The organism is Roseateles microcysteis, assembly GCF_036880965.1.
Lineage (GTDB): Bacteria > Pseudomonadota > Gammaproteobacteria > Burkholderiales > Burkholderiaceae_C > JAUASW01.
The window spans coordinates 994,751-1,020,449 of sequence record NZ_JBAJMV010000001.1 but is presented as its reverse complement, the minus strand read 5'-3'; the positions used below and the strand labels follow the sequence as shown (position 1 = coordinate 1,020,449).

The 25,699-nt window shown below is 66.3% G+C and carries 24 protein-coding genes; 19 read left to right on the top strand and 5 right to left on the bottom strand.

The window, feature by feature from the left end; translation table 11 throughout:
• Nucleotides 1-6: 6 nt before the first annotated feature.
• The 5 genes from V3596_RS04685 to V3596_RS04665 are packed head-to-tail and all read left to right on the top strand — an operon-like array spanning nt 7 to nt 4,050.
• Nucleotides 7-729, top strand: a complete 723-nt coding sequence (locus V3596_RS04685; protein ID WP_334276424.1) for an SURF1 family protein — start codon at nt 7-9, stop codon at nt 727-729.
• Nucleotides 722-1,393 (top strand): SCO family protein, encoded by a 672-nt coding sequence (locus V3596_RS04680; RefSeq protein ID WP_334276423.1) that lies wholly within the window; start codon nt 722-724, stop codon nt 1,391-1,393. Before V3596_RS04685 ends, V3596_RS04680 begins: the two co-directional genes overlap by 8 nt.
• A 20-nt stretch (nt 1,394-1,413) precedes the next feature.
• Nucleotides 1,414-2,505, top strand: a complete 1,092-nt coding sequence (locus V3596_RS04675; protein ID WP_334276422.1) for a COX15/CtaA family protein — start codon at nt 1,414-1,416, stop codon at nt 2,503-2,505.
• Nucleotides 2,506-2,516: 11 nt separating this feature from the next.
• A complete protein-coding gene (gene cyoE / locus V3596_RS04670; RefSeq protein WP_334276421.1) occupies nt 2,517-3,437 on the top strand; it encodes a heme o synthase in 921 nt (306 codons plus the stop codon).
• Between the two features lie 10 nt (nt 3,438-3,447).
• Complete coding sequence (locus V3596_RS04665) at nt 3,448-4,050, top strand: SCO family protein (protein WP_334276420.1); 603 nt, start codon at nt 3,448-3,450, stop codon at nt 4,048-4,050.
• 95 nt (nt 4,051-4,145) lie between these two features.
• On the opposite strand, the gene rpoH is transcribed toward V3596_RS04665, so the two are convergent.
• The 4 genes from rpoH to ychF all read right to left on the bottom strand — a co-directional run bounded on the left by rpoH (nt 4,146) and on the right by ychF (nt 10,085).
• Complete coding sequence (gene rpoH, locus V3596_RS04660; protein WP_334276419.1) at nt 4,146-5,057, bottom strand: RNA polymerase sigma factor RpoH; 912 nt, start codon at nt 5,055-5,057, stop codon at nt 4,146-4,148.
• 119 nt (nt 5,058-5,176) lie between these two features.
• A complete protein-coding gene (locus tag V3596_RS04655) occupies nt 5,177-5,704 on the bottom strand; it encodes a chemotaxis protein CheW (protein WP_334276418.1) in 528 nt (175 codons plus the stop codon).
• Nucleotides 5,705-5,737: 33 nt separating this feature from the next.
• On the bottom strand, nt 5,738-8,893 hold the full coding sequence (locus V3596_RS04650; RefSeq protein ID WP_334276417.1) for a CHASE domain-containing protein: 3,156 nt from the start codon (nt 8,891-8,893) through the stop codon (nt 5,738-5,740).
• A 100-nt stretch (nt 8,894-8,993) separates the two neighbouring features.
• Nucleotides 8,994-10,085: a redox-regulated ATPase YchF gene (ychF, locus tag V3596_RS04645; RefSeq protein ID WP_334276416.1), complete on the bottom strand. Its 1,092-nt coding sequence runs from the start codon at nt 10,083-10,085 to the stop codon at nt 8,994-8,996.
• Between the two features lie 136 nt (nt 10,086-10,221).
• On the opposite strand from ychF, the gene V3596_RS04640 reads away from it, so the two are divergent.
• The 7 genes from V3596_RS04640 (at nt 10,222) to V3596_RS04610 (ending at nt 16,869) form a co-directional block, all read left to right on the top strand.
• Complete coding sequence (locus V3596_RS04640; RefSeq protein WP_416383958.1) at nt 10,222-11,349, top strand: FAD-dependent monooxygenase; 1,128 nt, start codon at nt 10,222-10,224, stop codon at nt 11,347-11,349.
• A 45-nt stretch (nt 11,350-11,394) separates the two neighbouring features.
• Nucleotides 11,395-12,111, top strand: coding sequence for a DsbC family protein (locus tag V3596_RS04635; RefSeq protein WP_334276414.1), 717 nt, complete (start codon nt 11,395-11,397; stop codon nt 12,109-12,111).
• A 36-nt stretch (nt 12,112-12,147) separates the two neighbouring features.
• Nucleotides 12,148-12,573, top strand: coding sequence for a DUF3429 domain-containing protein (locus V3596_RS04630; protein WP_334276413.1), 426 nt, complete (start codon nt 12,148-12,150; stop codon nt 12,571-12,573).
• A 2-nt stretch (nt 12,574-12,575) separates the two neighbouring features.
• Nucleotides 12,576-14,309 carry a M61 family metallopeptidase gene (locus tag V3596_RS04625; RefSeq protein ID WP_334276412.1) on the top strand — a complete coding sequence of 578 codons (1,734 nt, stop codon included), beginning with the start codon at nt 12,576-12,578 and terminating at the stop codon, nt 14,307-14,309.
• Between the two features lie 446 nt (nt 14,310-14,755).
• Nucleotides 14,756-15,454, top strand: a complete 699-nt coding sequence (locus V3596_RS21785) for a DUF3108 domain-containing protein (protein WP_465165650.1) — start codon at nt 14,756-14,758, stop codon at nt 15,452-15,454.
• The gene (locus tag V3596_RS04615) at nt 15,451-16,239 is read left to right on the top strand and encodes an enoyl-CoA hydratase (protein WP_334276410.1); all 789 of its coding nucleotides are present in this window, start codon (nt 15,451-15,453) and stop codon (nt 16,237-16,239) included. The genes V3596_RS21785 and V3596_RS04615 overlap by 4 nt, the downstream gene beginning before the upstream one ends.
• A 177-nt stretch (nt 16,240-16,416) precedes the next feature.
• Nucleotides 16,417-16,869, top strand: a complete 453-nt coding sequence (locus V3596_RS04610) for a hypothetical protein (protein WP_334276409.1) — start codon at nt 16,417-16,419, stop codon at nt 16,867-16,869.
• A 99-nt stretch (nt 16,870-16,968) separates the two neighbouring features.
• Here V3596_RS04610 and lysS read toward each other — a convergent pair whose 3' ends face one another.
• Nucleotides 16,969-18,495: a lysine--tRNA ligase gene (gene lysS / locus V3596_RS04605; RefSeq protein ID WP_334276408.1), complete on the bottom strand. Its 1,527-nt coding sequence runs from the start codon at nt 18,493-18,495 to the stop codon at nt 16,969-16,971.
• 246 nt (nt 18,496-18,741) lie between these two features.
• Here lysS and V3596_RS04600 point away from each other — a divergent pair, with 246 nt between their 5' ends.
• The 7 genes from V3596_RS04600 (at nt 18,742) to V3596_RS04570 (ending at nt 25,693) form a co-directional block, all read left to right on the top strand.
• Complete coding sequence (locus V3596_RS04600) at nt 18,742-19,800, top strand: Gfo/Idh/MocA family protein (protein WP_334276407.1); 1,059 nt, start codon at nt 18,742-18,744, stop codon at nt 19,798-19,800.
• A 91-nt stretch (nt 19,801-19,891) separates the two neighbouring features.
• Entirely contained in the window at nt 19,892-20,500 is a 609-nt protein-coding gene (locus tag V3596_RS04595; protein WP_334276406.1) for an acyltransferase, read from the top strand.
• Nucleotides 20,501-20,502: 2 nt separating this feature from the next.
• The gene (locus V3596_RS04590; protein WP_334276492.1) at nt 20,503-21,591 is read left to right on the top strand and encodes a DegT/DnrJ/EryC1/StrS family aminotransferase; all 1,089 of its coding nucleotides are present in this window, start codon (nt 20,503-20,505) and stop codon (nt 21,589-21,591) included.
• A gap of 7 nt (nt 21,592-21,598) precedes the next feature.
• Nucleotides 21,599-22,825 carry a lipopolysaccharide biosynthesis protein gene (locus tag V3596_RS04585; RefSeq protein WP_334276405.1) on the top strand — a complete coding sequence of 409 codons (1,227 nt, stop codon included), beginning with the start codon at nt 21,599-21,601 and terminating at the stop codon, nt 22,823-22,825.
• Nucleotides 22,822-23,415 carry an acyltransferase gene (locus tag V3596_RS04580; protein WP_334276404.1) on the top strand — a complete coding sequence of 198 codons (594 nt, stop codon included), beginning with the start codon at nt 22,822-22,824 and terminating at the stop codon, nt 23,413-23,415. Before V3596_RS04585 ends, V3596_RS04580 begins: the two co-directional genes overlap by 4 nt.
• Nucleotides 23,412-24,482: a glycosyltransferase gene (locus V3596_RS04575; RefSeq protein WP_334276403.1), complete on the top strand. Its 1,071-nt coding sequence runs from the start codon at nt 23,412-23,414 to the stop codon at nt 24,480-24,482. Before V3596_RS04580 ends, V3596_RS04575 begins: the two co-directional genes overlap by 4 nt.
• The gene (locus tag V3596_RS04570) at nt 24,479-25,693 is read left to right on the top strand and encodes a glycosyltransferase family 4 protein (protein WP_334276402.1); all 1,215 of its coding nucleotides are present in this window, start codon (nt 24,479-24,481) and stop codon (nt 25,691-25,693) included. Before V3596_RS04575 ends, V3596_RS04570 begins: the two co-directional genes overlap by 4 nt.
• Nucleotides 25,694-25,699: the final 6 nt, after the last annotated feature.

The window sequence follows — 25,699 nt, the reverse complement described above, 5'->3', positions numbered from 1 at the left end:
GCCAACATGACAGCAATGAAGGACAGGCGCCGCGCCGTGGTGTTGGTGGCCGCCATTCTTGGTGTGGCGCTCACCGGTCGCCTGGGCTGGTGGCAGCTCGACCGCGCCGCCGAGAAGCGCGCCATCCAGTCAGGCCTGGAAGCCGGCGAGAAGGCCGCAGCGCTGCCTGCCTCTGCCTTGCTTGAGGCACCGATGCCTGTGCATCGCCGCGTCCGTTTGCGTGGTGAGTGGCTGGCTGATCGCACCGTGCTGCTGGACAACCGCCCGATGAACGGCCGCGCCGGCTTCTATGCGGTGACGCCTCTGCGCCTCGATGGTCGGCAGGAGATCGTGCTCGTGCAGCGCGGTTGGGTCGGCTTTGATGCACAGCAGCGCAATCGTGCGCCAATGCTTGCTACGCCGGCCGGCGTCGTCGAACTCGAAGGGCGGGTGGCGGTCGCGCCGACAAGGCTTTATCAGCTGGGCGAGGCCGGTACCGGCACGATCCGGCAAAATCTCGACCCGGCTGCCTATGCTCGTGAAACCGGGCTGCCCATCCTGCCCTTGGCGGTCTTGCAGACCGTTGGCAGCAATGCCGACGACAACTTGCCGCGCGACTGGCCAACGCCCGACCTGGGCCTGTCCAAGCACTACGGTTACGCCTTTCAATGGTTTGCGCTCGCTGCGCTGATCCTGGGTCTTTATGTCTGGTTCCAACTCCTCCGCCCCCGGCGGCAGCACCATGTCTGAGAAATCCTCCGCCGAGCCACTGAGCATGACCGTGCACAGCGCACCACTGCCGGGCGAGCGCGCCGCGATGACGCGCCGTGGCCGCTGGCAGGCGCTTGGCGTCGTGCTGATCTGCGCGATGCCGGTGCTGGCCTCGTACTACAGCTTCTACGTGATGGGCCTGAGCGGCAAGGCCTATGGTGACCTGATCGTGCCGACGGTCGACATCCCTGAATCCCTGAGCCTTCGCGACCTCGCTGGCCAGCCGGTGAGTGTGGCCAGCCTCAAGGGCCAGTGGCTGCTGACCGTGGTGCAGCCCGCAGCCTGCGACAAGGCCTGCGAGAACCAGCTCTTCATGCAGCGCCAGTTGCGCGAGATGCTCGGCAAGGAGCGCGACAAGCTCGACAAGCTCTGGCTGATCCCTGACGACGAACCGCTGCGCCCCGAGCTGCAGGAGGCCGTCAGCAAGGGCATCCCAGTGCAGACGTTGCGTGTGCCCCGCACCGAGCTGGAAGCCTGGCTGAAGCCAGCGGCTGGAGCGAAGCTGCAGGACCACATTTACATCATCGACCCCGTGGGGCGGTGGATGCTGCGCGAGCCGGTCGATCCGGACCCGAGCAAGATCAAGAAGGACCTGGATCGGCTGATGAAGGCCAACGCGGGTTGGGACAAGCCAGGGCGTTGAGCCGGCGCTGAAGCACAAGCATGTCCGGTTTCGATCTCTCTCCTCTCTTGAAGCTGCTCCTCGTCGGCGCCCTGCTGGGCGGCCTGCCGCTGCTGTGGCTGTGGCGGCGCCAGCGCGGCGTGGCCTTCGGCTCGCGCGGCTGGTTGCATGGCCTGGCCTTGCTGACGCTGTTCCTGACCTTCGACCTGGTCGTGTTCGGCGCCTTCACGCGGCTGAGCGACTCCGGCCTGGGCTGCCCGGACTGGCCGGGCTGCTACGGCCACGCGAGCCCGCTGGGCGCCCAAGAGCACATCAACATCGCGCAAACGGCTCAACCCACCGGCCCGGTCACGCATGGCAAGGCCTGGGTCGAGATGGTGCATCGCTACCTGGCGAGCGGCGTCGGCTTCCTTATCGTCCTTCTGACCATCTTCAGCTGGCGTGGCCGCAAGAAGTTCGAGCTGCCGCCCTCGGCGCCGTGGTGGGCAACGCTCACGTTGGCCTGGGTGCTGGTGCAGGGTGGTTTTGGCGCTTTGACGGTGACGATGAAGCTGTTCCCGGCCATCGTCACCTTGCATCTGCTGTTCGGCCTGGGCCTGCTGGTGCTGCTTGCCGCGCAAGCGCAGCTGTATGCGCCGAAGCAGGTCACCTTGAGCGCCGGCCTGCGCCGCGGGCTGATCGCCGCCTGGTTCTTGACGGTGGTGCAGGTGGCGTTGGGCGGCTGGGTGAGCACCAATTACGCGGTGCTGGCCTGCAATGATTTCCCCAGCTGCCGGGCCGGCAATTGGTGGCCGGCGACCGACTTCTCGGCGGGTTTCACGCTTTGGCGCCATCTGGGCGTCGGTGCTGACGGCGGCTGGCTGCCCTTCGAGGCGCTGACCGCCATCCACCTCAGCCACCGCATCGGTGCGTTGGTCCTGACGCTCGCTTTGCTGGCCTTGATCTGGCGCCTCGCCGTCGCCGGGCAGGCGCGTTGGTCGCGTCGCCTCGGCCTGGTGCTGGCCTTGCAGATCGCCACCGGCCTGTCCAATGTCGTGCTGGACTGGCCGATTGCCGCCGCCCTGATGCACACCGGCGGTGCCGCGCTGCTGCTCTCCTTGCTGAGCGTGCTTTTGATGCGCACAAAACAATAGACTCACGCCCTATGTCGTCCACCTCGACCTCCGCTGCCGCTCCGGTCACCAGCTCGCGCTGGCAGCAGTACTACCAGCTGACCAAGCCGCGCGTCGTTCAACTGATCGTGTTCTGCGCCGTCATTGGCATGGCGCTGGCCGTGCCCGGCCTGCCCGAAGGCCGCGAATGGCTGACGGCCCTGGCCGCCACCGCCGGGATCTGGCTGGTGGCCGGCGCTGCCGCTGCCTTCAACTGCCTGATCGAGCAGCAGATCGATGCCAAGATGAAGCGCACCGCCTGGCGCGCCACTGCCAAGGGTGAGCTGAGCCGCGCGCAGACGCTGACCTTCTCGGCCCTGCTCTGCGCCGTCGGCTCGGCCATGCTCTGGTTCTGGGTCAATCCGCTGACCATGTGGCTGACCTTTGCCACCTTCGTCGGCTATGCGGTGATCTACACCGTGATCCTGAAGCCCATGACGCCGCAGAACATCGTGATCGGCGGTGCCTCGGGGGCCATGCCACCGGTGCTGGGCTGGGCCGCGATGCGGGGTGATGTCGGTTCCGAGGCCATGCTGATGTGCCTGATCATCTTCCTGTGGACGCCGCCGCATTTCTGGGCGCTGGCCCTGTACCGCACCGAGGACTACCGCAAGGCCGGCCTGCCGATGCTGCCGGTCACACATGGCGGCGAGTTCACGCGGCTGCAGATCGTGCTCTACACCTGGATCCTGCTGGCCGCGACGCTGCTGCCCTTCCTGACCGGCATGAGCGGCTGGATCTACCTGGTCGCGGCCATCGTGCTGGGCCTGCGTTTCTGCCACTATGCCTGGCGCCTGTGGAAGCAGTATTCCGACCAGCTGGCGCGCCAGACCTTTCTGTTCTCGATCTGGCATCTGTCGCTGCTGTTCGCGGCCTTGCTGGTCGACCACTATGTTCAACCCTGGATAAGCTGAGCCACACCCCATGCATGCCAAGCGTCGATTGATCCTGGCCCTGGCGGCCGCAGCTGCCCTGGGTCTGGCCGCGTGTGAACGCGGGCCTGCCAAGAACGCCTTTCAGGGCGTGGACCTGACCGGCGCCGACTATGCGCAAGACCTGAAGCTGCCCGACGTGGACGGCCGCGAGCGCTCGCTCGGCGACTTCAAGGGCAAGGTGCTGGTGATCTTCTTCGGCTACACCCAGTGCCCGGACGTCTGCCCCACGACCATGGCCGAGCTGGCCCAGGTCAAGAAGGCGTTGGGCACCGATGGCGAGCGGGTGCAGGGCATCTTCGTGACCGTCGACCCGGAGCGAGACACGCCCGAGCTGCTGCGCGCCTATCTGGCCAGCTTCGACCCGAGCTTCGTGGCGCTGCGCGGCAGCCCGGATCAAATCAAGGAAGCGGCGAAGAACTTCAAGGTCTACTTCGCCAAGGTGCCCGGCAAGCAGGAGGGCACCTACACGATGGACCACACGGCCGCCAGCTTCATCTTCGACACCGCAGGGCGCGTGCGCGTGTTCTCCCGCTACGGCTCGGGCGCGCAGGCGCTCACTGATGACTTGAAGATCCTGTTGGCAGAAAAGTGACCCACCCCTGTACCGGCTGCGCCGGTCCCCTCAAGGGGGCACGCCCCTAGTCCCGGCAAAGCCGGATCCTGGGGCGCCGCTTGGTAAAAGTGGGCTCAGGCTGGTTCAGCCAGCGCCTTGCGCATCTTCTTCATGGCGGCCGCCTCGATCTGGCGGATCCGCTCGGCGCTGACGCCGTATTCGGCGGCGAGCTCATGCAGCGTCATGCCGCCGCTCGAGTCGTCGTTCACCTTCAGCCAGCGCTCTTCGACGATGCGACGGCTGCGCTCGTCGAGTACGGCCAGTGCACGGGTGATGCCGTCGCCGGCCAGGGCATCGCGGGCCCTGGCTTCGATCACACGGGTCGGTTCCTGGCTGTCGTCAGCCAGGTAGGCGATGGGCGCGAAGGCCTCGCCGTCGTCGTCGGTCTGCGGCTCCAGGGCGACGTCGCCGCCGGATAGGCGCGTTTCCATCTCCAGCACTTCCTCGCGCTTGACCTTGAGCGTGCTCGCGACCTGCTCGATCTCGGCTTCGCTCAGCGTGTTGCGGTGGGTCTGCTCCGAAACTTCCTTCATGCTGTGCTTCATCGAGCGCAGGTTGAAGAAGAGCTTGCGCTGAGCCTTGGTCGTGGCGACCTTGACCATGCGCCAGTTGCGCAGGATGTATTCGTGGATCTCGGCCTTGATCCAGTGCATCGCGTAGCTGACCAGGCGCACGCCTTGCTCAGGATCGAAGCGCTTGACTGCCTTCATCAGGCCGACATTGCCTTCCTGGATCAGGTCGCCATGCGGCAGGCCGTAGCCCATGTACTGTCGGGAGATGGAAACCACCAGGCGCAGATGCGACAGCACCAGCTTCCCGGCCGATTCCAGGTCGCCCCGTTCGCGCAGATTGCGGGCAAAGCGGGATTCTTCTTCCGGCGTCAGCAGCGGGATGCGGTTGACGGCGGTGATATAGGCATCGAGATTGCCCAGCGAGGGCAGCAATGCCCAGGGGTCGCGGACGGTGATGGCTTGATTTGCGGTCATCTGAAGGGCCTCCTCATGAGAGTCATGGCACTGGGATTCGCAAATATTAGCACTCTTCCGAGGTGAGTGCTAAAGCCGGCGCTGGCAGGGCATGTCGCCGGCGCCAAGCCCGCCAAAAACTAGTCGACCAGGCCGAATTCCGGGCTGCCGACCATGCTTTCGATGTCCATCAGGATCAGCATGCGCTCGCCAATCTTGCCCAGGCCCGTAATGAAGCGCGTGTCGATGGCGGCGCCAACCTGGGGCGGCTCCTTGATCTCGTCGGGCTGCAGCTCCAGCACGTCGGAGACCGAGTCGACCACGATGCCGACCACGCGGCCGATCACGTTGAGGACGATTACGACTGTAAACGGCGTGTACTCGGCCTTTTGCCCCAATCGGATGCGCAGGTCGACGATGGGCACGATGACGCCCCGCAGATTGACCACGCCCTTGACGAACTCGGGCGCATTGGCCACCCGGGTGGGCGGCTCGTAGGAGCGGATTTCCTGCACCTTCAGGATGTCGATGCCGTATTCCTCGGCATCGATGCGGAAGGTCAGGAATTGCCGGGCGGCGCCGCTGGCGCCGGAGAAGCCGGATTCAGCGGCCGAGACGGTGGCTACGGCGCGCGAGGCTTGAGTGGTCAGTTCGGTAGACGAGCTCATGTCCTGTCGTGATGATGGTGGCCGGGAGAGGCTCTATTGTGAAGCAAGCGCCGGGCCGCTCAGCAGCTTGTCGAGCAGGGCGAGCAGCGCGTGCACGTCGACCGGCTTGGTCATGTAGTCGGCCGCGCCGGCCGCCTTGCAGGCCTCGATCTGCTCGGGCAGGGCGTTGGCGGAGAGCACCACGACCGGCATCGTGGCGCCGGCCGCGCGCAGGCGTTGCATGAGCTCCAGGCCATGGATGTCAGGCAGTTGCAGGTCCAGCAGCAGCAGGTCGGGCTTCACGCTCAGCACTGTCTCCAGACCGCTCTGGCCGTCGACGCAGAGCTCCCAGCTGATCTGCGGCCGCTGGGCCAGGATGCCGCGCATCACCTCGGCATTGGCCGGGTTGTCCTCGATGTAGATCAGCCGGCGCTGCTGGTGATAGTGGCTGGCGGCGGCATGGTCCAGGGCGCTGGTCGGCGCGGCGACTGCGGCGCTGGCCACCGGCAGGCTGAGCGTGAAGCGGCTGCCCAGACCGGCGCGGCTTGTGGCCTCCAGCTCGCCGCGCATAGCCTCTGCCAGGCGCTTGCAGATCACCAGGCCGATGCCGGTACCCGACACCGAGCTGTGCTCGCGGCCCAGGCGGTTGAAAGGCTGGAACAGGCTGGCCGCTTGCTCGGGCGTGAGGCCGATGCCGCTGTCGGTCACGCTCAGGCTCACTCGGCCGCCGGCCTGCAGCTCGCTGCGGATCTCGATCCGGCCGCCCTCGACGTTGTACTTGACCGCGTTTGACAGCAGATTGATCAGGATTTGCTTGATGCGGGTGGCGTCGCCATGCACATGGCGGGCGTCTTCGGCCAGTTGCCGGTCCAGCGTCAGGTGGCGCTGTGCGGCGTTGCCTTCCACCATGGCGACTGCCTCATCCAGCAGCCGATTGAGGTCCTGCGCTGCCGGGTCCAGGCGCAGCGCGCCCGATTCGATGCGCGACAGGTCCAGCGTGTCGTCGATCATCTCCAGCAGATGCCAGCCCGCCTGCTGGATCTGCGTTGACCAGCCGTGCTGGCGCGGGCTCAGCGGCTGCTCGCGGTCCATCTCCAGCAATTGGGTGAAGCCGAGCATGGCATTGAGCGGCGTGCGCAGCTCATGGCTCATGCGCGAGAGAAAGTCGTTCTTGGCCCGGTTGGCTGCCTCGGCAGCCTCGCGGGCGCGCTCGAGTTCTTCCATCTTCAGCTGGTCGGTGATGTCCTCGACCACGCCCACCAGGCGCCGCCCGGCCCCGGCGCTGGCTTCGAGCACCGAGACGGTGACCCGCACATGCACCTCATGCCCGTCCTTGTGCAGATAGCGCTTGTCCCGCCGGTACATGCCCAACTTGCCTTGCAAGACCAGGCGACCCAGGCGCAGGTCTTCGGCGCGATCATCGGCATGGGTGAACGACACCGTGTGCAACTGCTGCAACTCCTCGAGCGTGTACCCCACCAGGCGGCAGAAATGCGGGTTGGCCTGCAGCGCGATGCCCTGCTTGTCTGCGATCACGAGGCCGATCGGCGTGGTGTCGAAGATGTTGCGGAAGCGCTGTTCGCTCTCCAGCAGCGCGGCAGCGGCCTGCTGGCGCTGAAGCACTTCGCGCTTGAGCTCGGAGGTGCGCGCACGCACCAGGTCTTCGATGCGGCGGGCCCGGCCCGTGACGGTCAGCAGCAAGAGGCCCAGGAGCGCCGTGCAGACCAGGCCCACCAGGGCGAAGGGCAGGCCACTGCCGCCGCCCACGATGGGCAGGCCATGCGGCGCGAAAGCGATGATCTGCCATTGGCGGCCGCCAAAGCTCATCAAGCGCTGCGTCTGGTGCATGGCCGGCGTGAGCTGCTCGCAGTCGGCCGGCCCGGCCAGCAGCCGGCGCGGCGCCAGCGGATCGGTGTCCAGCAGGCACAGGCGCAGATAGTCGGGCAGCGGCGGCAGGGCCTGCAGCACCTGGTCGGGCCGCAGGGTCACGAAGACGACGCCGCGCAAGGCGGCGCTGCGCTCGGCCGCGCTGTTGACCGGGCCTTCATAGAGCGCCTGGTAGACAACGATGCCGGTGCTCTTTTCCTTGTCCTGCGAGAGCTGGAAGCCGGCCGTGGCGCTGGCCAGGCCACTGGCCTCGGCACGGGCCAATGCCAGCCGCGGCCCCGGTATCGACCGGATATTGACGCCCAGGGCGCCGCGGTTGCGCGCCAGCGGCTCGATCAGTCGGATCGCCAGCATGTCCTCGTTGGCGGGAGGCAGGAGGTCGCCAGGACGGTCGCGGTCAATGGCCTTGAAACCCTCCAGGCCGTCGGCCAGTGCTTCACGCTCAAAGGCGGCGAGCGCAGTGCGCGGCACTCGTTGAGCCAAGCCCATCGCAAGCAAGGGGCCGTTGCCGAGGAATCCTTGCGTGCCGCGCTCAAAGTCCTGGCGACTTTGACGTGGCGCCACGGTCATCAGGCCGCGCGCGGCTTCCAGGGCCAGCAGCGGTTCGCGCAGCCGGGCTTCCAGCGAATTGGAGGCATTCACGGCCTCGCGCTCGAACAGGCTGCGCCCTCGCTGCGCGTCCCAGTCCAGCACGCGCACGGTGGCGGCAGCCAGCAGCAGGGTGCTCAAGAGCATTGGCAGGCCCACGCTCAGGCGGCGCGGCCGCCAGGCCTTGCGCGGCTGGCCCAGCACGGTCAGGGCCATTGGCGCGGCGATCAGGAGGCCCAGGGTGTCGCCCACCCACCAGGACGCCCAGGTGTGCAGCCATTGGTGCTTTTCGATTGCACCGATCAGCAGCAGGGCGCCACTGCCGACCGTCGGGCTGATCAGGCAGGACAGCAGGCCCAGCCCGTAGAAGCGGGCGAGATCCTGCGGTTCGGACAGCACAAGCGGCTGCGACACCCAGCGGCGTATCGCCCAGCCGCCAGCGCCAGCCTGCAGCATGGCGCCCAGGCCGATCAGCGTCGGCGCCAGCAGCGAGGGCAGGCCGCGGTCAAGGCTGAGCAGCACATTGGCGGCAAACGCGCCCAAGGCCACTCCGGGCAGCATGCGCCTGCCCCAGCCCAGGACGGCTGCCAGCGCGAGGCCCGCCGAAGGGTAGAGCGGCGCTGCGTAGTCGGGCGGGATTGCCAGCTGCATCGCCGCCAACGCGACGATGGCATAGGCCACGGCCACGCCCAGCATGCGGGCGAAGTCGCGGATCAGCATCTTGCGCAGAGGCATCGAAAGTTCAGCGAGGCTGTGAGTCTGTGCTGCGTCCAAGCCTACACAAGAAAAGCCGGCGCGAAGCCGGCTTTCCAGGGGTGAACGAGGCTTTGTTCGCTCAGACGTTGAACAGGAAGTTCAGGACGTCGCCGTCCTTGACCACATATTCCTTGCCTTCGGCCCGCATCTTGCCAGCGTCTTTGGCGCCGGCTTCGCCCTTGAACTGGATGAAGTCCTCGAAGGCAATGGTCTGCGCGCGGATGAAGCCACGCTCGAAGTCCGTGTGGATCACGCCGGCCGCCTGCGGTGCGGTGTCGCCGATGTGGATGGTCCAGGCGCGCACTTCCTTCACGCCGGCGGTGAAGTAGGTTTGCAGGCCCAGCAGCTTGAAGGCGGCGCGGATCAGGCGGTTCAGGCCCGGCTCGTCCTGGCCCATCTCGGCCAGGAACATGGCGCGGTCTTCGTCCTCCATTTCCGACAGCTCGGCTTCGGTCTTGGCACAGATGGCCACCACCGGGCCGTTCTGGGCGGCGGCGTATTCCTTCAGGCGGTCCAGGAAGGGGTTGTTCTCGAAGCCGGTTTCCGACACGTTGCCGACAAACATCGCCGGCTTGGCCGTGATCAGGCACAGCGGCTTCAGGATGGTCAGCTCTTCCTTGCTGAAGTCGAGGGTGCGCACCGGCTTGGCCTGGTCCAGGGCCGCCTGGCATTTCTCCAGCACCTTCACGAGGGCGATGGCGTCCTTGTCGCCGGCGCGGGCCACCTTGTTGTAGCGGTGCAGGCTCTTCTCGACGGTGCCGAGGTCGGCCAGGCACAGCTCGGTCTGGATCACTTCGATGTCGGAGATCGGGTCGACCTTGCCGTTGACGTGGATGACGTTCGGGTCTTCGAAGCAGCGCACGACGTTGACGATGGCGTCGGTCTCGCGGATGTGCGAGAGGAACTGGTTGCCCAGGCCCTCACCCTTGGAGGCGCCCGCCACCAGGCCGGCGATGTCCACGAATTCGACGATGGCCGGCAGGATGCGCTCAGGCTTGACGACCTCGGCCAGCGCCTGCAGACGCGGGTCGGGCAGCTCGACCACGCCGACATTGGGCTCGATCGTGCAGAACGGGTAGTTCTCGGCGGCGATGCCGGCCTTTGTCAGGGCGTTGAAGAGAGTGGACTTGCCGACGTTGGGCAGGCCCACGATGCCGCATTTGAGGCTCATGGCAGGGCTTTCTGGATGGCTCGGTCGTGACCGGGCGGTGGTCGAGACGGCCGATTTTGGGTCGTTCAGGGGACGCAGCAGCTGCGTGCAGCCCGCGATTTTAGCCGCCCGGGCCGGGTTTCCCCGCCTGCCTACAATGGCGACCATGCAAAGCAAGCAAGCTCACGAGGTTTTGGTTCGGGGAGAGGGTGCGGTGGGCCGCAGCCTGGCCCTGGCCCTGGCCGCCCAGGGCTTGCGCGTCGCGCTGCTGGGCGCTGATGAAGCAACGGCGCGCGCGGACGATGTGCGCACCTATGCCCTGAACGCCGAGGCGGTGGCGCTCCTGAAGCAAATCAAGGTCTGGGATTCGCTGCCCACGGACGCCCGCACGCCGGTCTTCGACATGTGCATCCGCGGCGACCAGGCAGGCGCGCAACTGGACTTCTCGGCCTGGCAGCAAGGTCGTTCCGAGCTGGCCTTCATCGTTGACGCGGCCGCCCTGGACCAGCAACTGGCAGACGCCGTGCGTTTCTCCCCACATGTTCAACGCGTCAGGCAGCAGGTGCCGGCCGAGCTGGAGGCCATCTGCGAAGGCCGCCAATCCGCCGCCCGAGCGGCACGCGGCGTGCAATTCGATCTCAAGCCCTATGCCCAGCATGGCGTGGCAGCGCGGCTGGTGTCGAACCGCCCGCATCAGGGTATTGCCCATCAATGGTTCCGTTCGCCCGAAGTGCTGGCGCTCCTGCCCTTTGACCGGCCTGAGCCGGAGCACAGCTTCGGCCTCGTGTGGTCGGTCGCTCCCGAGCGTGCCGCCGAGCTGCTCGCCATGGACGAGGCCGACTTTGAAGCCGCGTTGAACGAAGCCAGTGGTGAAGCGGCCGGCAGCTTGCGCCTGGCAAGCCCGCGCGCCGCTTGGCCGCTCAACCTGGCGCAGGCCTCCGAGGTCAGCGGCGAAGGCTGGGTGCTGCTGGGCGATGCGGCCCATCTGGTCCATCCGCTGGCCGGTCAGGGCCTCAACCTGGGCCTGGCCGATGTGGCCTGTCTGGCCCGCGTGCTGGCCCAGCGCGAGAGCTGGCGCATGCTCGGCGATGCTCGCCTCCTGCGCCGCTATGCGCGCGAACGCCTCCTGCCCACGCTGGCCATGGGCTACATGACCAATGGCCTGCAACGTCTTTTCGCCAGTGAGGCGCCGGCCCTGCGCCAGCTGCGCAACGAAGGCCTGTCCCTGCTCAACCGCCTGTCGCCGCTGAAGAAGCTCTTGGCCGGCCAGGCGCTCGGCCGCTGAAGGCCGCGCACCCAATCACTCCCATATCCAGGATCTGCATCCATCATGTTGAAGAAGAGTCTGTGGCTGGCCGCGTTGGCCTTGCTGTCCTTGGGCGCCCTTGCCAACGAAGCCGTGATCCGCAAGAGCCTGAGCGAGAAGGTGCCCAATTTTCCCAAGCCCGATGAGGTGCGACCATCGCCGATGCAGGGGCTGTGGGAGGTGCGGCATGGCAATGAAATCCGTTACACCGATGGTGCCGGTCTGTTCCTGATCGAAGGCGAGATGATCGACCTGAAGTCCCGCCGCAATGTGACCGAGGACCGCATCGCCAAGCTCAACCAGATCGACTTCTCGATCCTGCCCCTGAAGGACGCCATCGTCTGGAAGAACGGCAATGGCAAGCGGCGCATCGCCGTGTTCGCCGACCCGAACTGCGGTTACTGCAAGCGCCTGGAGCGCTCCCTGCAGGACGTGAAGGACGTGACCGTGTACACCTTCGTTGTGGCCATCCTGGGCGGTGATTCGCCGGACAAATCGCGCGCCATCTGGTGCGCCAAGGATTCCACCACCGTGTGGCGCAACTGGATGCTCGATGGCACGGCGCCGCCCCGCGTTGCGGCCGGCTCCTGCGACGACTCGGCCATCGAGCGCAACCAGGCCTTTGCCCGCAAGTACCATGTGAGCGCGACACCGGCCATCCTGTTCGAGGACGGCATCCGTGTGCCTGGCGCGATCAACGCCGAGCAGCTTGAGCGTCGCCTGCAGGCCGCAGCCAAATAGTCATTCCAGGCCCTAGCGATGAGTGCTCCGCTGCCAATGAATCCGATCGCTACCCGCTTGGGTAATCTGGGGCTCGTGCCCTTCGTGCTGGGCATGCTGCTGGTCTGGCTGCTGCTGGGTTACAACGACGACGCCCACACCTATGCAACGCTGGGGCTGTCGATCTATGCCGGCACCGTGGTTTCCTTCCTCGGAGGCATCCATTGGGGCCTGGGCTTCCGACAAAGCATTCCCTCGCCGCAACCCTTTGTCTGGGGTGTCGTGCCCTCTTTGGTTGCCGCCATCGCCACGCTGATGCCGGCCTATGCCGGCCTCGTGGTGCACGGCGTGATGCTGATCGTCTGCTATCTGGTGGACCGGCGCACCTACCCGGCGCTCGGCGCGGGCAGCTGGTTGACGCTGCGTTTCCGGCTCAGCATGGTGGCGGCCCTGTGCTGCTTCATCGCGGCGGCCGGGGTCTGAGCATGGTCGACTTCCTGATCTCGATCGAGGATGTCGGCAGCCACCATTTCCAGGTCGAAATCCGGCTCGCTGCACCGGCCGCGCAGCAGCTGTTCAGCCTGCCGGTCTGGATACCTGGCAGCTATCTGGTGCGCGAGTTCTCGCGCCACCTGAGCGGCCTGCGGGCCGAGCAGGGCGGCCGCACGATCGAGCTGACGCAACTCTCCAAGAACCGCTGGCAGGCTGGCAATCTGGCCGGCGAGCCACTCAAGCTCAGCTACCGCGTCTATGCCTTCGACACGTCGGTGCGAGCGGCCTATCTGAGCGCGGAACGCGGCTTCTTCAACCCGAGCAGCCTGTGCCTGCGTGCCGAGGGCCGCGAGGCCGAAATCCAGCGGCTGAGCGTGCAAGGCCTGCCCGAGGGCTGGCAGGTCGGCACGGCGCTGCCCTTCGATGGCCGCCACTACCTGGCGGCGGACTACGACGAGCTGGTCGACCATCCCTTCGAGCTGGGCGCCTTCTGGCGCGGGCAGTTCGAGGTCGAGGGCGTGCCGCACGAGTTCATCGTCGCGGGTGCCTTGCCCGTGTTCGATGGCGACCGACTGCTCGAGCAGGCGCGGCGAATCTGCGCTGCCCAGATCGCCTTCTGGCACGGCAAGCATCCGAAGCGCAACGAACTGCCGTTTGATCGCTATGTGTTCCTGCTCAACGCGGTGGAGGAGGGCTACGGCGGCCTTGAGCACCGTTCTAGCACGGCCTTGATTGCGCCGCGCCGCGACTTGCCGCGCCTGGGCAACGCAGAGGTAAGTGAAGGCCTGGTCCGCCTCTTGGGCCTGATCAGCCACGAGTATTTTCACAGCTGGAACGTCAAGCGGCTGCGCCCGGCGGAGTTTGCGCGCTACGACTACGACGTTGAGAACTACACCGAGCTGCTCTGGTTCTTCGAGGGCTTCACGTCCTACTACGACGAGCTGTTCCTGGCGCGCAGCGGCCTGATCGACGAGGCGCGTTACCTGAAACTCCTGTCGACGGCCATCAGCGGTGTGCTGGCCACGCCGGGCCGTCAGGTGCAGAGCCTGGCCGAGGCCAGCTTCGAGGCCTGGACCAAGTACTACCGGCCCGACGAGAACACGCCCAATTCAACGATCAGCTACTACAACAAGGGCGCCTTGCTGGCCATGGCCCTGGATTTGTCGCTGCGCGGCTCCGGCCATGCGAGCCTGGACGAAGTGATGCGCAAGCTGTGGGCGCACAGCGATGGCGGGCCGATCAGCGAGGCCGAGATCCTGACCGCCGTGGCCGAGCTGGGTGGCAGCGAGCTGGCTGGGCAATTGCGTCAGTGGGTGCACGGCCATGTCGATTTCCCGCTCGCCAGCCTGCTCGACCCCCTGGGTGTGCATTGGGGCTTCGAGTCCGCGCCGCTGGCGCTGCGCCTGGGCTTGAAGCTGGGCGATGGCTTGCAGGTCAAGCAGGTGCTGGCGGGCAGCCCGGCCGCTGCCGCCGGCCTGTGCGCTGGCGATGAGCTCATCGCCTGCAACGGCTGGCGCCTGCGCAAGCTCGACGATGTCACGCTGTTCCTCGATCAACGCGACCCGCTCAGGCTGCATCTGCTGGTAGGTCGCGAACAACGGGTGATGGACCTCGCGCTGCGCATGCCGGAGTCGGCCGTCTCGGTACCGGTGGCAGTGAACCTCAGCATTGCCGAAAAGGCCACCGCACGAGCCCAGACCCTGCGCCACGCATGGCTGGGCGGCTGAAGGCCTCAGCCAGGCGCCGCTTGGCATTTGCCGCTCTTCTGGTGTTGGTGCTGTGCGGGCATTGGCGCCTGGTGGATGAGTTGCAGGCGCAGCATCAGCGCTGGGCCGAGATGGCGGCCATGCCACCGCGAATGCAGGCGGCGTTTGTACGCGAGCTGCGCTCGACTGCGCCACCCGCAACGAGGGGCAGGCCGGCAGATGCGCCGCCTCCTGCGACTGCGACAGCCCATGCCGGTCCTGCCGCCAGCGCCGCCCAGCCGGCAGTCGCTGTGGCGCCGCCTGATGAAGGTGTGGCCGAGCCCTTGCCGCCAAAGTCCGGTCCACTTGAGCCGCCAGAGCCCACGGCAAGTGCGCCGCAAGTTGCCACCGCTGCGGCCAGCGCGCCTGCCACCGCTGCTTCCAGCGCCGCAGTTGCTGCTTCAGACGAACCCGGTCCCGAATGGCCCTTGTCAACGCGGCTGACCTACACGCTGCTGGGCTACTACAACGGCGAGGTGCATGGCGATGCGCAGGTCGAATGGATACGCCAGGGCCGGCGCTACCAGGTGAACCTGGACGTTGGCATCGGCCCGCGCCTGACACCCTTCCTCACGCGGCGCATGAGCAGCGAAGGCGAGCTGGGCGGCCGTGGCATCTCGCCGCATCGCTTTGATGAAGAAACCAAGATCATCTTTCGTGAGCGCCGGCTGGTCAGCATGCTGTTCCATCGCGGTCAGGTGCAGCTCGCCAATGGACGCACCGAGCCCTCGCCGGCCGAGGTGCAGGATGCTTCCAGCCAGTTCGTGCAACTGACCTGGCTGTTCCTGACCGGTCGCGAGTTGGCCCGGCCGGGTCTCCAGGTCCTGGTACCGGTGGCGCTGCCGCGGCGCCTGTACGCCGACTGGCGCTACCAGGTCGTGGGCGAGGAAACGATCGAGACGCCGATGGGTCCGCTCGCAACCTGGCATCTGCGGCCCACGCAACCCGTTGCAGCCGGCGATTTCAGCGTCGAGATGTGGCTCGCGCCCTCGCTGCAATGGCTGCCGGTGCGGCTGAAGATTCGCCAGGACGAGCAGATCTGGATCGACATGCGGCTCAAGAGCCCGCCCTTGCAGGCCGCGCCGGAACCTATAGTTCAGACCATCAAGAAGGAGTCCAAGCCATGAATTACGAATGCATCCTCACCGAAGTGCGCGGCGACGGTCCGCGCAAGACCGGCCTGATCACCCTGAATCGCCCCAAGCAGCTGAATGCACTGAACGATCAGCTGATGGACGAGCTGGGCCAGGCGCTGCTGGCCTTTGATGCTGACGACGGCATCGGCTGCATCGTGCTGACCGGCTCCGAACGAGCATTCGCTGCCGGCGCCGACATCCCGACCATGCTGCCGCACAACTTCATGAGTGCTTTCAAGAGCGGGCTGATCTCGAAGAACTGGGAAACCATTCTGCAAGTGCGCAAGCCCGTGATCGCCGCGGTGGCCGGCTTTGCGCTGGGTGGCGGCTGCGAGTTGGCCATGATGTGCGACTTCATCATCGCGGCCGATACGGCCAAGTTCGGCCAGCCCGAGATCAAGCTGGGCATCATCCCGGGCGCCGGCGGCACGCAGCGCTTGCCGCGCGCCGTGGGCAAGAGCAAGGCCATGGACATGCTGCTGACCGCCCGCATGATGGACGCTGCGGAAGCCGAGCGCGCCGGCCAGGTGTCGCGTGTGGTGCCGGCCGTCAAGCTGATGGACGAAGCTCTGGCGGCGGCCGAGACCATCAATGGCTTCAGCGGCCCCTCAGCCATGCTGATCAAGGAGCTGGTGAACCTGGCGTTCCAGGGGCCGCTGACTGATGGCGTGGCCATCGAGCGGCGCTACTTCCATGCGCTCTTCGGCAGCGACGACCAGCGTGAAGGCATGTCGGCCTTCCTGGAGAAAAGGGCGCCCGGTTTCAAGCATTCTTGATCGCTGGGGCGAAATCCCGGCTTTCAACGCCGGGATTGTTTACGTTTGTGGAATTACATCTTCCATTTTGACTAGTGTTTTCCCGTAGTCGAATTTTTTACAGTTCAGGCCATGGACGAAGCGAAGTCGCCGAGTTCAACAACCCAGGACCCGAGGGTCCATGTAAAGGATTCGATCATGAGCAAGCTGTCGCAAATCACCGTCGCCGCCCTGTCTGCCCTGCTGTTCGCTGGCGCCGCATCGGCACAAACCACCCGTGCCGAAGTCGTGGCTGAACTGGCCCGCGCCCAGGCCAGCGGTGAACTCGCTGCCCAGCGCGCCAGCTCGGATGGCACCGCCTACCTGCTGCCGGTCTCGACCCAGTCGAGCAAGACGCAAGCCGAAGTCGTGGCCGAGCTGCAAGCGGCCCGCAAGAGCGGCGAACTGTCTGCAGTGCAAGCCCGCCAAGCCGGCGCGCCGCAGCCGCTGAACAGCGGCAAGGCCGTTGGCGGCAAGACCCGCGCCCAGGTCGTTGCCGAGCTGCAGCGCGCCCGTGACAGTGGCGAACTGGAAGTGCTGCAAGCCGAAACCGGCGGCTACCTGCCGACCGTCCGCGGCCTGAGCAATGCGCCGGTCTACGCCGGCAAGTAATCAGCCCAGCGCTCCAACAAGAAAAGGGCGACCCGCGAGGGTCGCCCTTTCTCATTGGTGCTCAGTGCGATCAGGCTTCGCGGCGCAGTGCCGGTGGGCTCACGATTCCCGGCGCAAGGCCGGGAAGAGGATGACGTCCCGGATCGACGGGCTGTCGGTGATCAGCATCATCAGGCGGTCGATGCCGATGCCGCAGCCGCCGGTCGGGGGCATGCCGTATTCCAGCGCGCGGATGAAGTCGGCGTCGAAGAACATCGCTTCTTCGTCGCCAGCGTCCTTGTTGGCCACCTGCGAGTGGAAGCGCGCGGCCTGGTCTTCGGCGTCGTTCAGCTCGGAGAAGCCATTGGCGTACTCGCGGCCCGTGATGAAGAGCTCGAAGCGCTCGGTGATCTTGGGGTTGGTGTCCGAGGCGCGGGCCAGCGGCGAGACTTCGACCGGATAGTCGATGATGAAGGTCGGCTGCCACAGCTTCTCTTCCACCACGGCTTCGAACAGGCCGAATTGCAGCTCCGGCAGGCTCCAGTGCGCATGCACCTGCTCGCCGGCGGCCTTGATGCGGGCCTTCAGTTCCTCGGCGTCGTCCGCCTGGGCGGCGGTGAGACCGGCCACCTGGATCAGCGAATCGCGCACCGAGAGGCGGGCGAAGGGCTGGTCGAGGTGCACTTCCTTGCCGGCATAGGTCACGCGGGCATTGCCGGTGGCGGCACGGGCGGCGTGGCGCAGCACCTCCTCGGTGAAGTCCATCAGATCATGGTGCGTCCAGTAGGCCGCATAGAACTCCATCATCGTGAACTCGGGGTTGTGACGGACCGAGATGCCTTCGTTGCGGAAGTTGCGGTTGATCTCGAACACGCGCTCGAAACCACCGACCACCAGGCGCTTCAGGTAGAGCTCCGGCGCAATGCGCAGGTACATCTCCTGGTCCAGCGCGTTGTGGTGCGTGATGAAGGGCTTGGCATTCGCGCCGCCCGGAATCGGGTGCAGCATCGGCGTTTCGACTTCCAGGAAGCCATGCTCGACCATGTAGCTGCGGATCGAGGAAACGGCCTTGGAGCGCGCCACGAAACGGGTGCGTGCGGCTTCGTCGGTGATCAGGTCGACGTAACGCTGGCGGTACTTCTGCTCCTGGTCCGTCATGCCGTGGAACTTGTCCGGCAGCGGGCGCAGGCTCTTGGTCAGGAGGCGCAGCGTTGTCACGGCGACCGAGAGTTCGCCGGTCTTGGTGCGCATCAGCGTGCCCTCGGCGCCCAGGATGTCACCCAGGTCCCAGTGCTTGAAGTCGTCGTAGACCTCGGCGCCTACATTGTCGATGGTGACGCGCAGCTGGATGCGGCCGGTGGCGTCCTGCAGGGTGCAGAAGCTGGCCTTGCCCATGACGCGCTTGAGCATCATGCGGCCGGCCACGCTGACCTTGATGCCTTGCGCTTCCAGCTCTTCATTGGCCACATCGCCATAGCGCTGCACCAGGGGCAGGGCCCGGTGCTGGGGCTTGAAGTCGTTGGGGAACGGAACGGCGGTCTTGGCGCGGATGGCGGCAAGTTTCTCGCGACGCTCATGGATCAACTGGTTTTCTTCCTGGGGGGCAGGGGCGGAGGCGGGGGTCTGCGGTGCGTTGGGCTGGCTCATGGCAACTCGTTGAATTTCCTGAGATTTTAGTTCCGACATCACATCGCTTCGCGATATGAGTCTTCTCTGAAGCGAAAGACGCTTTTGTTCCGACATCACATCGCTTCGCGATATGAGTCTTCTCTGAAGCGAAAGACGCTTTTGTTCCGACATCACATCGCTTCGGGATATGAGTCTTCTCTGAAGCGAAAGACGCTTTGGTGCCGGCCCGTAGAATTCCTGGCTTCGCCTTCCCGTGGCCCTCGCATGAGCCCCAGCTTGCCCATCCTGAACCGACCGATCCGCTTCGCCCTGGTGGGCTGTGGTCGCATCTCGAAAAACCATGTCGACGCCATCTCCGCCCATGGGGATGCAGCGCAATTGGTGGCGGTTTGCGACACGAAACCCGAGGCTTTGCAAGCGGCTGTGGCGCTCACCGGTGCGCCCGGCTTCGCTTCGCTGGAAGCGCTGCTGGCCGGCAGCGATGCCGACGTGGTCGTGCTGACCACGCCCTCGGGCCTGCATCCGCAGCAGGCAATTCAAGTGGCCTGCGCCGGCCGCCATGTCCTGAGCGAAAAGCCGATGGCGACCAAGTTCGAGGAAGGCATGGCCATGGTCAAGGCCTGCCGCGACGCGGGCGTGAAGCTCTTCGTGGTCAAGCAGAACCGGCTCAATGCCACGGTGCAGCGCGTCAAGAAGGCGATCGACGAAGGCCGCTTCGGCCGCATCTACATGAGCACGGTGAACGTGTTCTGGACCCGCCCGCAGGCCTATTACGACGCGGCGCCCTGGCGCGGCCGCTGGGACCTGGATGGCGGCGCCTTCATGAACCAGGCCAGCCACTACGTGGACCTGCTCGACTGGCTGGTCGGGCCGGTCGACAACATCCATGCCTACACCGCCACCCTGGCGCGCGACATCGAGGCGGAGGACACCGGCGTGATGAGCCTGCGCCTGCGCCATGGCGGCCTGGCTTCCATCAACGTCACCATGCTGACCTGGCCGCAGAACCTGGAAGGCTCGATCACCATCCTCGGCGAAAAGGGCACGGTCAAGATCGGCGGTACCGCGGTCAACAAGATCGAGCACTGGGCCTTTGCCGATGCGCGCCCTGAAGACGCCGAGGTGCTGGCCGCCAGCTACGAGACGGGCAGCGTCTATGGTTTCGGACATCCGCTCTATTACGACAACGTCATCAAGACGCTGCGGGGCGAGGCCAGCGCCGAGGTCGATGGCTATGAGGGCCTGCGCTCGCTGGAGATCCTGGTGGCCGCCTACCGCAGTGCGCGTGACGGCCAGCGCGTCGGCCTTCCCCTGGTCTTCTGAAAGCAATGATGAGCCCCCACGTTTGCGGCGTCGCCGCTTCACTGCCCCCCGAGGGGGCGCATGTCGCCCTTGGGGTGGTCCGGCGAACGACATGACCTACTGGAAGCACGACAGCGCCATCGTCGACGATGGCGCGCAGCTGGGCGCGGGCACCAAGGTCTGGCACTTCGCCCATGTCAGCCCGGGTGCCCGCATCGGCGAGCGCTGCTCGCTGGGGCAGGGTGTCTACGTCGGCAACGACGTGAGCATCGGCGACAACGTCCGCATCCAGAACAACGTCTCGGTGTACGACGCTGTGACGCTGGAGAGCGACGTGTTCTGCGGGCCGTCGATGGTGTTCACCAACGTCTACAACCCGCGCGCCGCCGTGGCGCGCAAGAACGAATACCGCCGCACGCTGGTCAAGCAGGGGGCGACGCTGGGTGCCAACTGCACCATCGTCTGTGGCACGACGATAGGTGCGTACGCCTTCGTCGGCGCCGGTGCTGTAGTCACCGCGGACGTTGCGCCATTCGCCCTGGTGGTCGGCGTGCCGGCACGCCAGATCGGCTGGATGACCCGGCATGGGGAGCGGCTTGAGCTGCCCCTGGTTTTGCCTGCCGACACGGACCTTTGCTATGCCGAGTGCAAGCAGACCGGTGATGTTTATCGACTGGGGCCTGATGGCGTGGCCCTGGCTCGCGAAGGAGATCGTTCTTGAGCATTCCTTTCATCGACCTGAAGGCCCAGTACCAGGCGCTGCGTGACCCCATCGCCGAGCGCATGCAAAAGGTGCTGGACCATGGCCAGTACATCATGGGCCCCGAGGTCAAGGAGCTGGAAGAGAAGCTCTCCGCCTTCGTCGGCGTCAAGCACTGCATCACCGTCTCCAGCGGCACCGAGGCCCTGCTGATCGCCTTGATGGCCATGGGCTTCAAGCCGGGCGACGAGGTCATCACCACGCCCTTCACCTTTGCCGCCACGGTCGAGGTCATCGTGCTGCTGGGCGGTGTGCCGGTCTATGCCGACATCGAGCCCGATACCTGCAATATCGATGCAGCCAGGATCGAGGCGCTGATCACGCCGCGCACCCGAGCCATCATGCCGGTGAGTCTCTATGGCCAGGTCTGCGACATGGACGAGATCAATGCGATCGCGGCCCGTCACGGCAACATCCCGGTGATCGAAGATGCGGCGCAGAGCTTTGGCGCCACCTACAAGAACCGCAAGAGCTGCGGCCTGTCCACCTGGGGCGCGACCAGCTTCTTCCCGAGCAAGCCGCTGGGCTGCTATGGCGACGGCGGCGCGCTGTTCACCGATGACGACGCGCTGGCGCAAGCCGCACGCGAGATCCGTATCCATGGCCAGAGCCAGCGCTATACGCACACCCGTGTCGGCGTTGGCGGTCGCATGGACACGCTGCAATGCGCCATCGTGCTGGCCAAGCTGGAGCGCTTCGAATGGGAGCTGCAACGCCGCCGCGAGATCGGTGAGCGCTATCAGCACAAGCTGGCTGGCCTGCCGCTCGAGCGTCTCGCCGTGCGCGCCGACCGCGATTGCGTCTGGGCTCAGTTCACCGTGATGGTGGAAGGCCGCGCCGAGCTGCAGACGGCGCTGACCGCTGCTGGCATCCCCACGGCCATCCACTATCCCAAGCCGCTGCACCGGCAGCCGGCCTATGCGCGACCCGACCTCAGCCTGCCGCGGTCCGAAGCCGCCGCGGCGCGTGTGATGAGCCTGCCGATGAGCGCCGACCTGAGCGAAGCGCAGCAGGACGCCGTGGTCCAGGCGCTGGCGCAGGCCCTGGGTTGAACGCCTGATGAGAGATAGGGGGCTGCTGCGCAGCACGCTGACCCTGCTGGCCGGCGGCGCCCTGGCGCAGCTCCTGCCGCTGTTGCTGGGGCCTTGGCTCACGCGGCTCTATTCGCCCACGGAGTTTGGCCAGTTCTCCTTCATCTGGACGCTGGCCACCAACCTCGCGGTGGTCGGCTGTGCCCGCTATGAATTCGCCTTGCCGCTGGAGCGCGACGCCGGCGCTGCCGCAGTGCTGATGGGCTTGTGCGCCCGCGTGCTGATGGGCGTGCTTGCGGTTTCCGTCGTCGTGGCTGGCGTGCTCTTGCTGGTCCAGGACTTGAGCCTGGCATGGTGGCTGCCACTCGCCGTGGCGGCCGGCGCGATGACACAGTGGCTGACCTTGTGGGCCACGCGGGCCGAGCGCTTCAAGGCGCTGGCGGCTGCGCGTGTCGTGCAGTACGGTGGTGGCTCGGCAGCCCAGGTCGTGCTGGGCTTGCTGCAGGCGGGCGCGGTCGGCCTGCTGCTCGGCCCCATCCTCGCGGCGCTCGCAGCCGCACTCCTGCTCTCGCGGCCAAGCCCTGAAGGCGGTTGGGCGGCGGTGTGGAAGCAGCCCCGCGCGGCGCTCAAGGCCATGGCCCGCAAGCACCGCGATTTTCCGCTGCTCAACACGCCGCATGCCTTTGCCGGCGCGCTTCAAGACAGCCTGGCGCTGATCCTGATCACCGCCTGGTCGGGCGAAGCGGCGGCGGGCTACTGGGCCCTGGCCCTGCGCTATCTCAAGGCGCCGGCCGGCCTGGTAGGCGGCGCCTTGTCGCAGACGCTTTACCCGCGCCTGGTTGGCGCAGCCACGCCTGCCGAAGGCCTCTACGCCGTGCGCCGGACCATGCTGGTGCTGATCGGCCTGGCCCTGCCGCTGATGATCGTGCTGCTGCTGTGGGGGCCGTGGCTGTTTGCCCGCGTGTTCGGTGAGCGCTGGGTCGAGGCCGGCACCCTGGCCCGCGCCCTGGCACCCTATATCGCCATGCACTTCATTGCCTCGCCGCTGTCGGTCGCCACCATGGCCTGGGGCGCACAGGGCTGGGCCTTGCGCCTGGCGCTGGTGGGGCAGCTGATGTTCGTCGGCGGCCTGGCTGCCGGTCTGAAGCTGGGCGGCCTGATCGGCGCTGCCTGGGGCGTGTCGGCGGCAATGCTGCTCTACTTCAGCTACTTTTTCTGGTCGCTGGCCCATTGGAGGCATGAGGAACGAGCATGAGAGCGATCCTGAACCGTTGTCGGCGCCTGCTGTGGCGCACGCTGTTCTACCGCATGGTGTTCGGCGAGCGCGGCTCGCGCGGCGAGGACCTGCCGCACACCCGTGTGGCGCCCAGCACCTGCATCGACGGCGAGTCGGGCCTGCGCCTGGCTGATCATGTCTTCATCGGCCAGTTCAACTTCATCGATGCGACCGCGGGCCTGGACATCGAGGAAGGCGTTCAGATCACCAACTTCGTCTCCATCGTCACGCACAGCTCGCACCGGTCGATCCGCCTGCTGGGCCGTGCCTATGTGGAGCACACCGGCCCGCCGCCCGGCTACCTGAAGGCGCCGATCCGCATCGGCGCCTACAGCTTTGTCGGCCCGCACAGCCTGATCGAATCGGGCGCGAATATTGGCAAGGGCTGCGTGATCTGTGCCTATTCGCAGGTGCGCGGCGAGGTGCCCGATTTCGCGATCATGCAAGGCCAGCCGGCGGTGCAGATCGGCGATGTGCGCCACCGTGACGCCGAGCTCCTTGGCCGCTATCCCTGGATGGCGGCGCACTACGAGGCCTGGGCCGGCGAGCTGCCGGACAAGCATCAATGAAACTGGTGCTGATTGGTGACGGCGAAAGCCCGCACCTGCTCAAGTGGGCGCGGGCGCTGCAGCCGCAAGTCGAGCTGTGGGCGGCCTCGTCGCGCGGCTTTGCGCCGGGGTTCGATGCGCTGCTGCCCGCCGAGCGTCGCCTGGCAATGCACTCGGACCCGGCCCATGGCGGTGGCAATGTGGCCGTGCTGGCCAAGTTGCCGGCACTGGGTCGCTGGTTGTCCAGGATCGATGCCGACTGGCTGCATGCGCACTACCTGACTTCGCACGGCACCCTGGCCTGGGCCGCCAAGCGCGGCTGGGGCCTGCGAGCGCGCATCGCCGGCTCGGCCTGGGGCAGCGACATCCTGGTCACGCCCGAACAGGGCTGGGCCTACCGCTGGTTGACGCAGCGGGTCCTGAAGGCCTGCGCCTTGACCACGTCCGACTCGCGCCACATGACGCAGCGCATGCTGGCGCTGGGCGCCCGTGAGGTGATGACTTTCCCCTTTGGCCTCGAGGCTTTGCCCAAGCAGGGCGCAAGAAAGAGCCCCTGGCTGTTCTTCGCCAACCGCGGGCTGGAGCCGATCTACGCGCCGGAGCGGGTGATCACGGCCTTCGCAGCGGTGGCAGCCCAGCAGGCCGAGGCGCGCCTGGTGGTTGCCAATGACGGCAGCCTGCGCGCGGCGCTGGAGCAGCAGGTGCGCGCGCTGGGCCTGGCCGACAAGGTCGAGTTCGTCGGCAGGCTCGACGCCAAGACGCAGGGCGGCTGCTACGCCCGGGCCCGCTGGTACCTGAGCCTGCCGCAGAGTGATTCGGTGGCCGTCTCGGTGCTGGAGGCCATGGCGCATGAATGCCTGCCGATACTCTCGGACCTGCCGGCCAACCATGAGCTGGTCGGCGAGGGCGCCGGCCGCGGCCTGATCCTGCGCGACGAGGCCCGGCTGCCCGGGCAGCTGGATGCTTTCGCCGACCCGGAGGGCGCTGGCGTCGCCAACCGAGCATGGGTTGCCGAGCATGGCTTGTTCGGCCCCGCCGTGGGACGATTTCTTGAACGTCTGAAGCACATCGAAGGAACGGCCCCTTGAGGCTCTTGCTGATCAATCATTACGCCGGATCGCCCGAACTGGGCATGGAGTACCGGCCCTACTACCTGGCGCGCGAATGGGTGCGTCAGGGCCATCAGGTGCTGACACTCGCGGCCTCGCATTCGCATGTGCGCACGACGCAGCCCACCAAGCTCGGCGAGAAGATCGACGGCATCAGCTACTGCTGGTACCAGACGCCGAAGTACGAGGGCAACGGCCTGGGCCGGGTGCGCAATATCTGGTCGTTCTGCCGCCAGGTGAGTGGGGATGCGACGGCGCTGGCGCGCGAGTTCCGGCCGGATGCGGTGATTGCATCGTCCACCTACCCGATGGACTTCTGGGTGGCCCGCAAGGTGGCGCGTCTGGCCAAAGCCAAGTTGGTCTATGAAGTGCACGACCTCTGGCCGCTGTCACCGATCGAGCTCTCCGGCATGTCGCCGCATCACCCCTTTGCGATGCTGTGCCAGAAGGCCGAGAACGATGCCTACCGCGACGCCGATGTCGTCGTCTCGATGCTGCCCAAGGTGCACCAGCACATGGCTTCGCATGGGCTCGACCTGAAGAAGCTGCACATCGTGCCCAACGGCATCACGCTGGATGAATGGGAAGGCGAAAGCGAAGCGCTGAACGCCGAACTGACTGCGCATCTGGCCACGCAAAGAGCGGCAGGCCGTCTCGTCCTGGGCTATGCCGGCTCGCACGGCCTGCCCAATGCGCTGGACGTGCTGCTCGATGCGGCCAAGCTCCTGAAGAACGAATCCGTCAGCATCGTGCTGGTGGGGGGTGGCCATGAGAAAGAACGGCTCCAGGCGCGCGTGCGCGATGAAGGCCTGACGAATGTGACGATGTTCTCGCCCATCCCGAAGCGCCAGATTCCCGCGCTTCTGAAGGGTTTCGACATTGCCTACATCGGCTGGCAACGCACGCCGATCTACCGCTTCGGCATTGCACCGAACAAGCTGATGGATTACATGATGGCCGAGCGTGCGGTCCTGCATTCGGTTGAGGCCGGCAATGACCCGGTGGCCGAAGCGCAAGCCGGCCTGACCGTGCCGCCGGAGGACGCGCAGGCGGTGGCTGAAGGCGTGCGCCGCCTGGCTGCAATGAGTGCGGAAGAACGCGCGGCCATGGGCCAGCGTGGTCGGGCCTTCGTGCTGGCCAATCACACTTATCCCGTGCTGGCTCAGCAATTCATCAACGCCTTGCAATGACCCTCG

Bases quoted from the DNA above. Each gene is read 5' to 3' on its own strand.
- V3596_RS04685 (WP_334276424.1), top strand. From the start codon at position 7: ATGACAGCAATGAAGGACAGGCGCCGCGCCGTGGTGTTGGTGGCCGCC.
- V3596_RS04680 (WP_334276423.1), top strand. From the start codon at position 722: ATGTCTGAGAAATCCTCCGCCGAGCCACTGAGCATGACCGTGCACAGC.
- V3596_RS04675 (WP_334276422.1), top strand. From the start codon at position 1,414: ATGTCCGGTTTCGATCTCTCTCCTCTCTTGAAGCTGCTCCTCGTCGGC.
- cyoE (WP_334276421.1), top strand. From the start codon at position 2,517: ATGTCGTCCACCTCGACCTCCGCTGCCGCTCCGGTCACCAGCTCGCGC.
- V3596_RS04665 (WP_334276420.1), top strand. From the start codon at position 3,448: ATGCATGCCAAGCGTCGATTGATCCTGGCCCTGGCGGCCGCAGCTGCC.
- rpoH (WP_334276419.1), bottom strand. From the start codon at position 5,057: ATGACCGCAAATCAAGCCATCACCGTCCGCGACCCCTGGGCATTGCTG.
- V3596_RS04655 (WP_334276418.1), bottom strand. From the start codon at position 5,704: ATGAGCTCGTCTACCGAACTGACCACTCAAGCCTCGCGCGCCGTAGCC.
- V3596_RS04650 (WP_334276417.1), bottom strand. From the start codon at position 8,893: ATGCCTCTGCGCAAGATGCTGATCCGCGACTTCGCCCGCATGCTGGGC.
- ychF (WP_334276416.1), bottom strand. From the start codon at position 10,085: ATGAGCCTCAAATGCGGCATCGTGGGCCTGCCCAACGTCGGCAAGTCC.
- V3596_RS04640 (WP_416383958.1), top strand. From the start codon at position 10,222: ATGGCGACCATGCAAAGCAAGCAAGCTCACGAGGTTTTGGTTCGGGGA.
- V3596_RS04635 (WP_334276414.1), top strand. From the start codon at position 11,395: ATGTTGAAGAAGAGTCTGTGGCTGGCCGCGTTGGCCTTGCTGTCCTTG.
- V3596_RS04630 (WP_334276413.1), top strand. From the start codon at position 12,148: ATGAATCCGATCGCTACCCGCTTGGGTAATCTGGGGCTCGTGCCCTTC.
- V3596_RS04625 (WP_334276412.1), top strand. From the start codon at position 12,576: ATGGTCGACTTCCTGATCTCGATCGAGGATGTCGGCAGCCACCATTTC.
- V3596_RS04615 (WP_334276410.1), top strand. From the start codon at position 15,451: ATGAATTACGAATGCATCCTCACCGAAGTGCGCGGCGACGGTCCGCGC.
- V3596_RS04610 (WP_334276409.1), top strand. From the start codon at position 16,417: ATGAGCAAGCTGTCGCAAATCACCGTCGCCGCCCTGTCTGCCCTGCTG.
- lysS (WP_334276408.1), bottom strand. From the start codon at position 18,495: ATGAGCCAGCCCAACGCACCGCAGACCCCCGCCTCCGCCCCTGCCCCC.
- V3596_RS04600 (WP_334276407.1), top strand. From the start codon at position 18,742: ATGAGCCCCAGCTTGCCCATCCTGAACCGACCGATCCGCTTCGCCCTG.
- V3596_RS04595 (WP_334276406.1), top strand. From the start codon at position 19,892: ATGACCTACTGGAAGCACGACAGCGCCATCGTCGACGATGGCGCGCAG.
- V3596_RS04585 (WP_334276405.1), top strand. From the start codon at position 21,599: ATGAGAGATAGGGGGCTGCTGCGCAGCACGCTGACCCTGCTGGCCGGC.
- V3596_RS04580 (WP_334276404.1), top strand. From the start codon at position 22,822: ATGAGAGCGATCCTGAACCGTTGTCGGCGCCTGCTGTGGCGCACGCTG.
- V3596_RS04575 (WP_334276403.1), top strand. From the start codon at position 23,412: ATGAAACTGGTGCTGATTGGTGACGGCGAAAGCCCGCACCTGCTCAAG.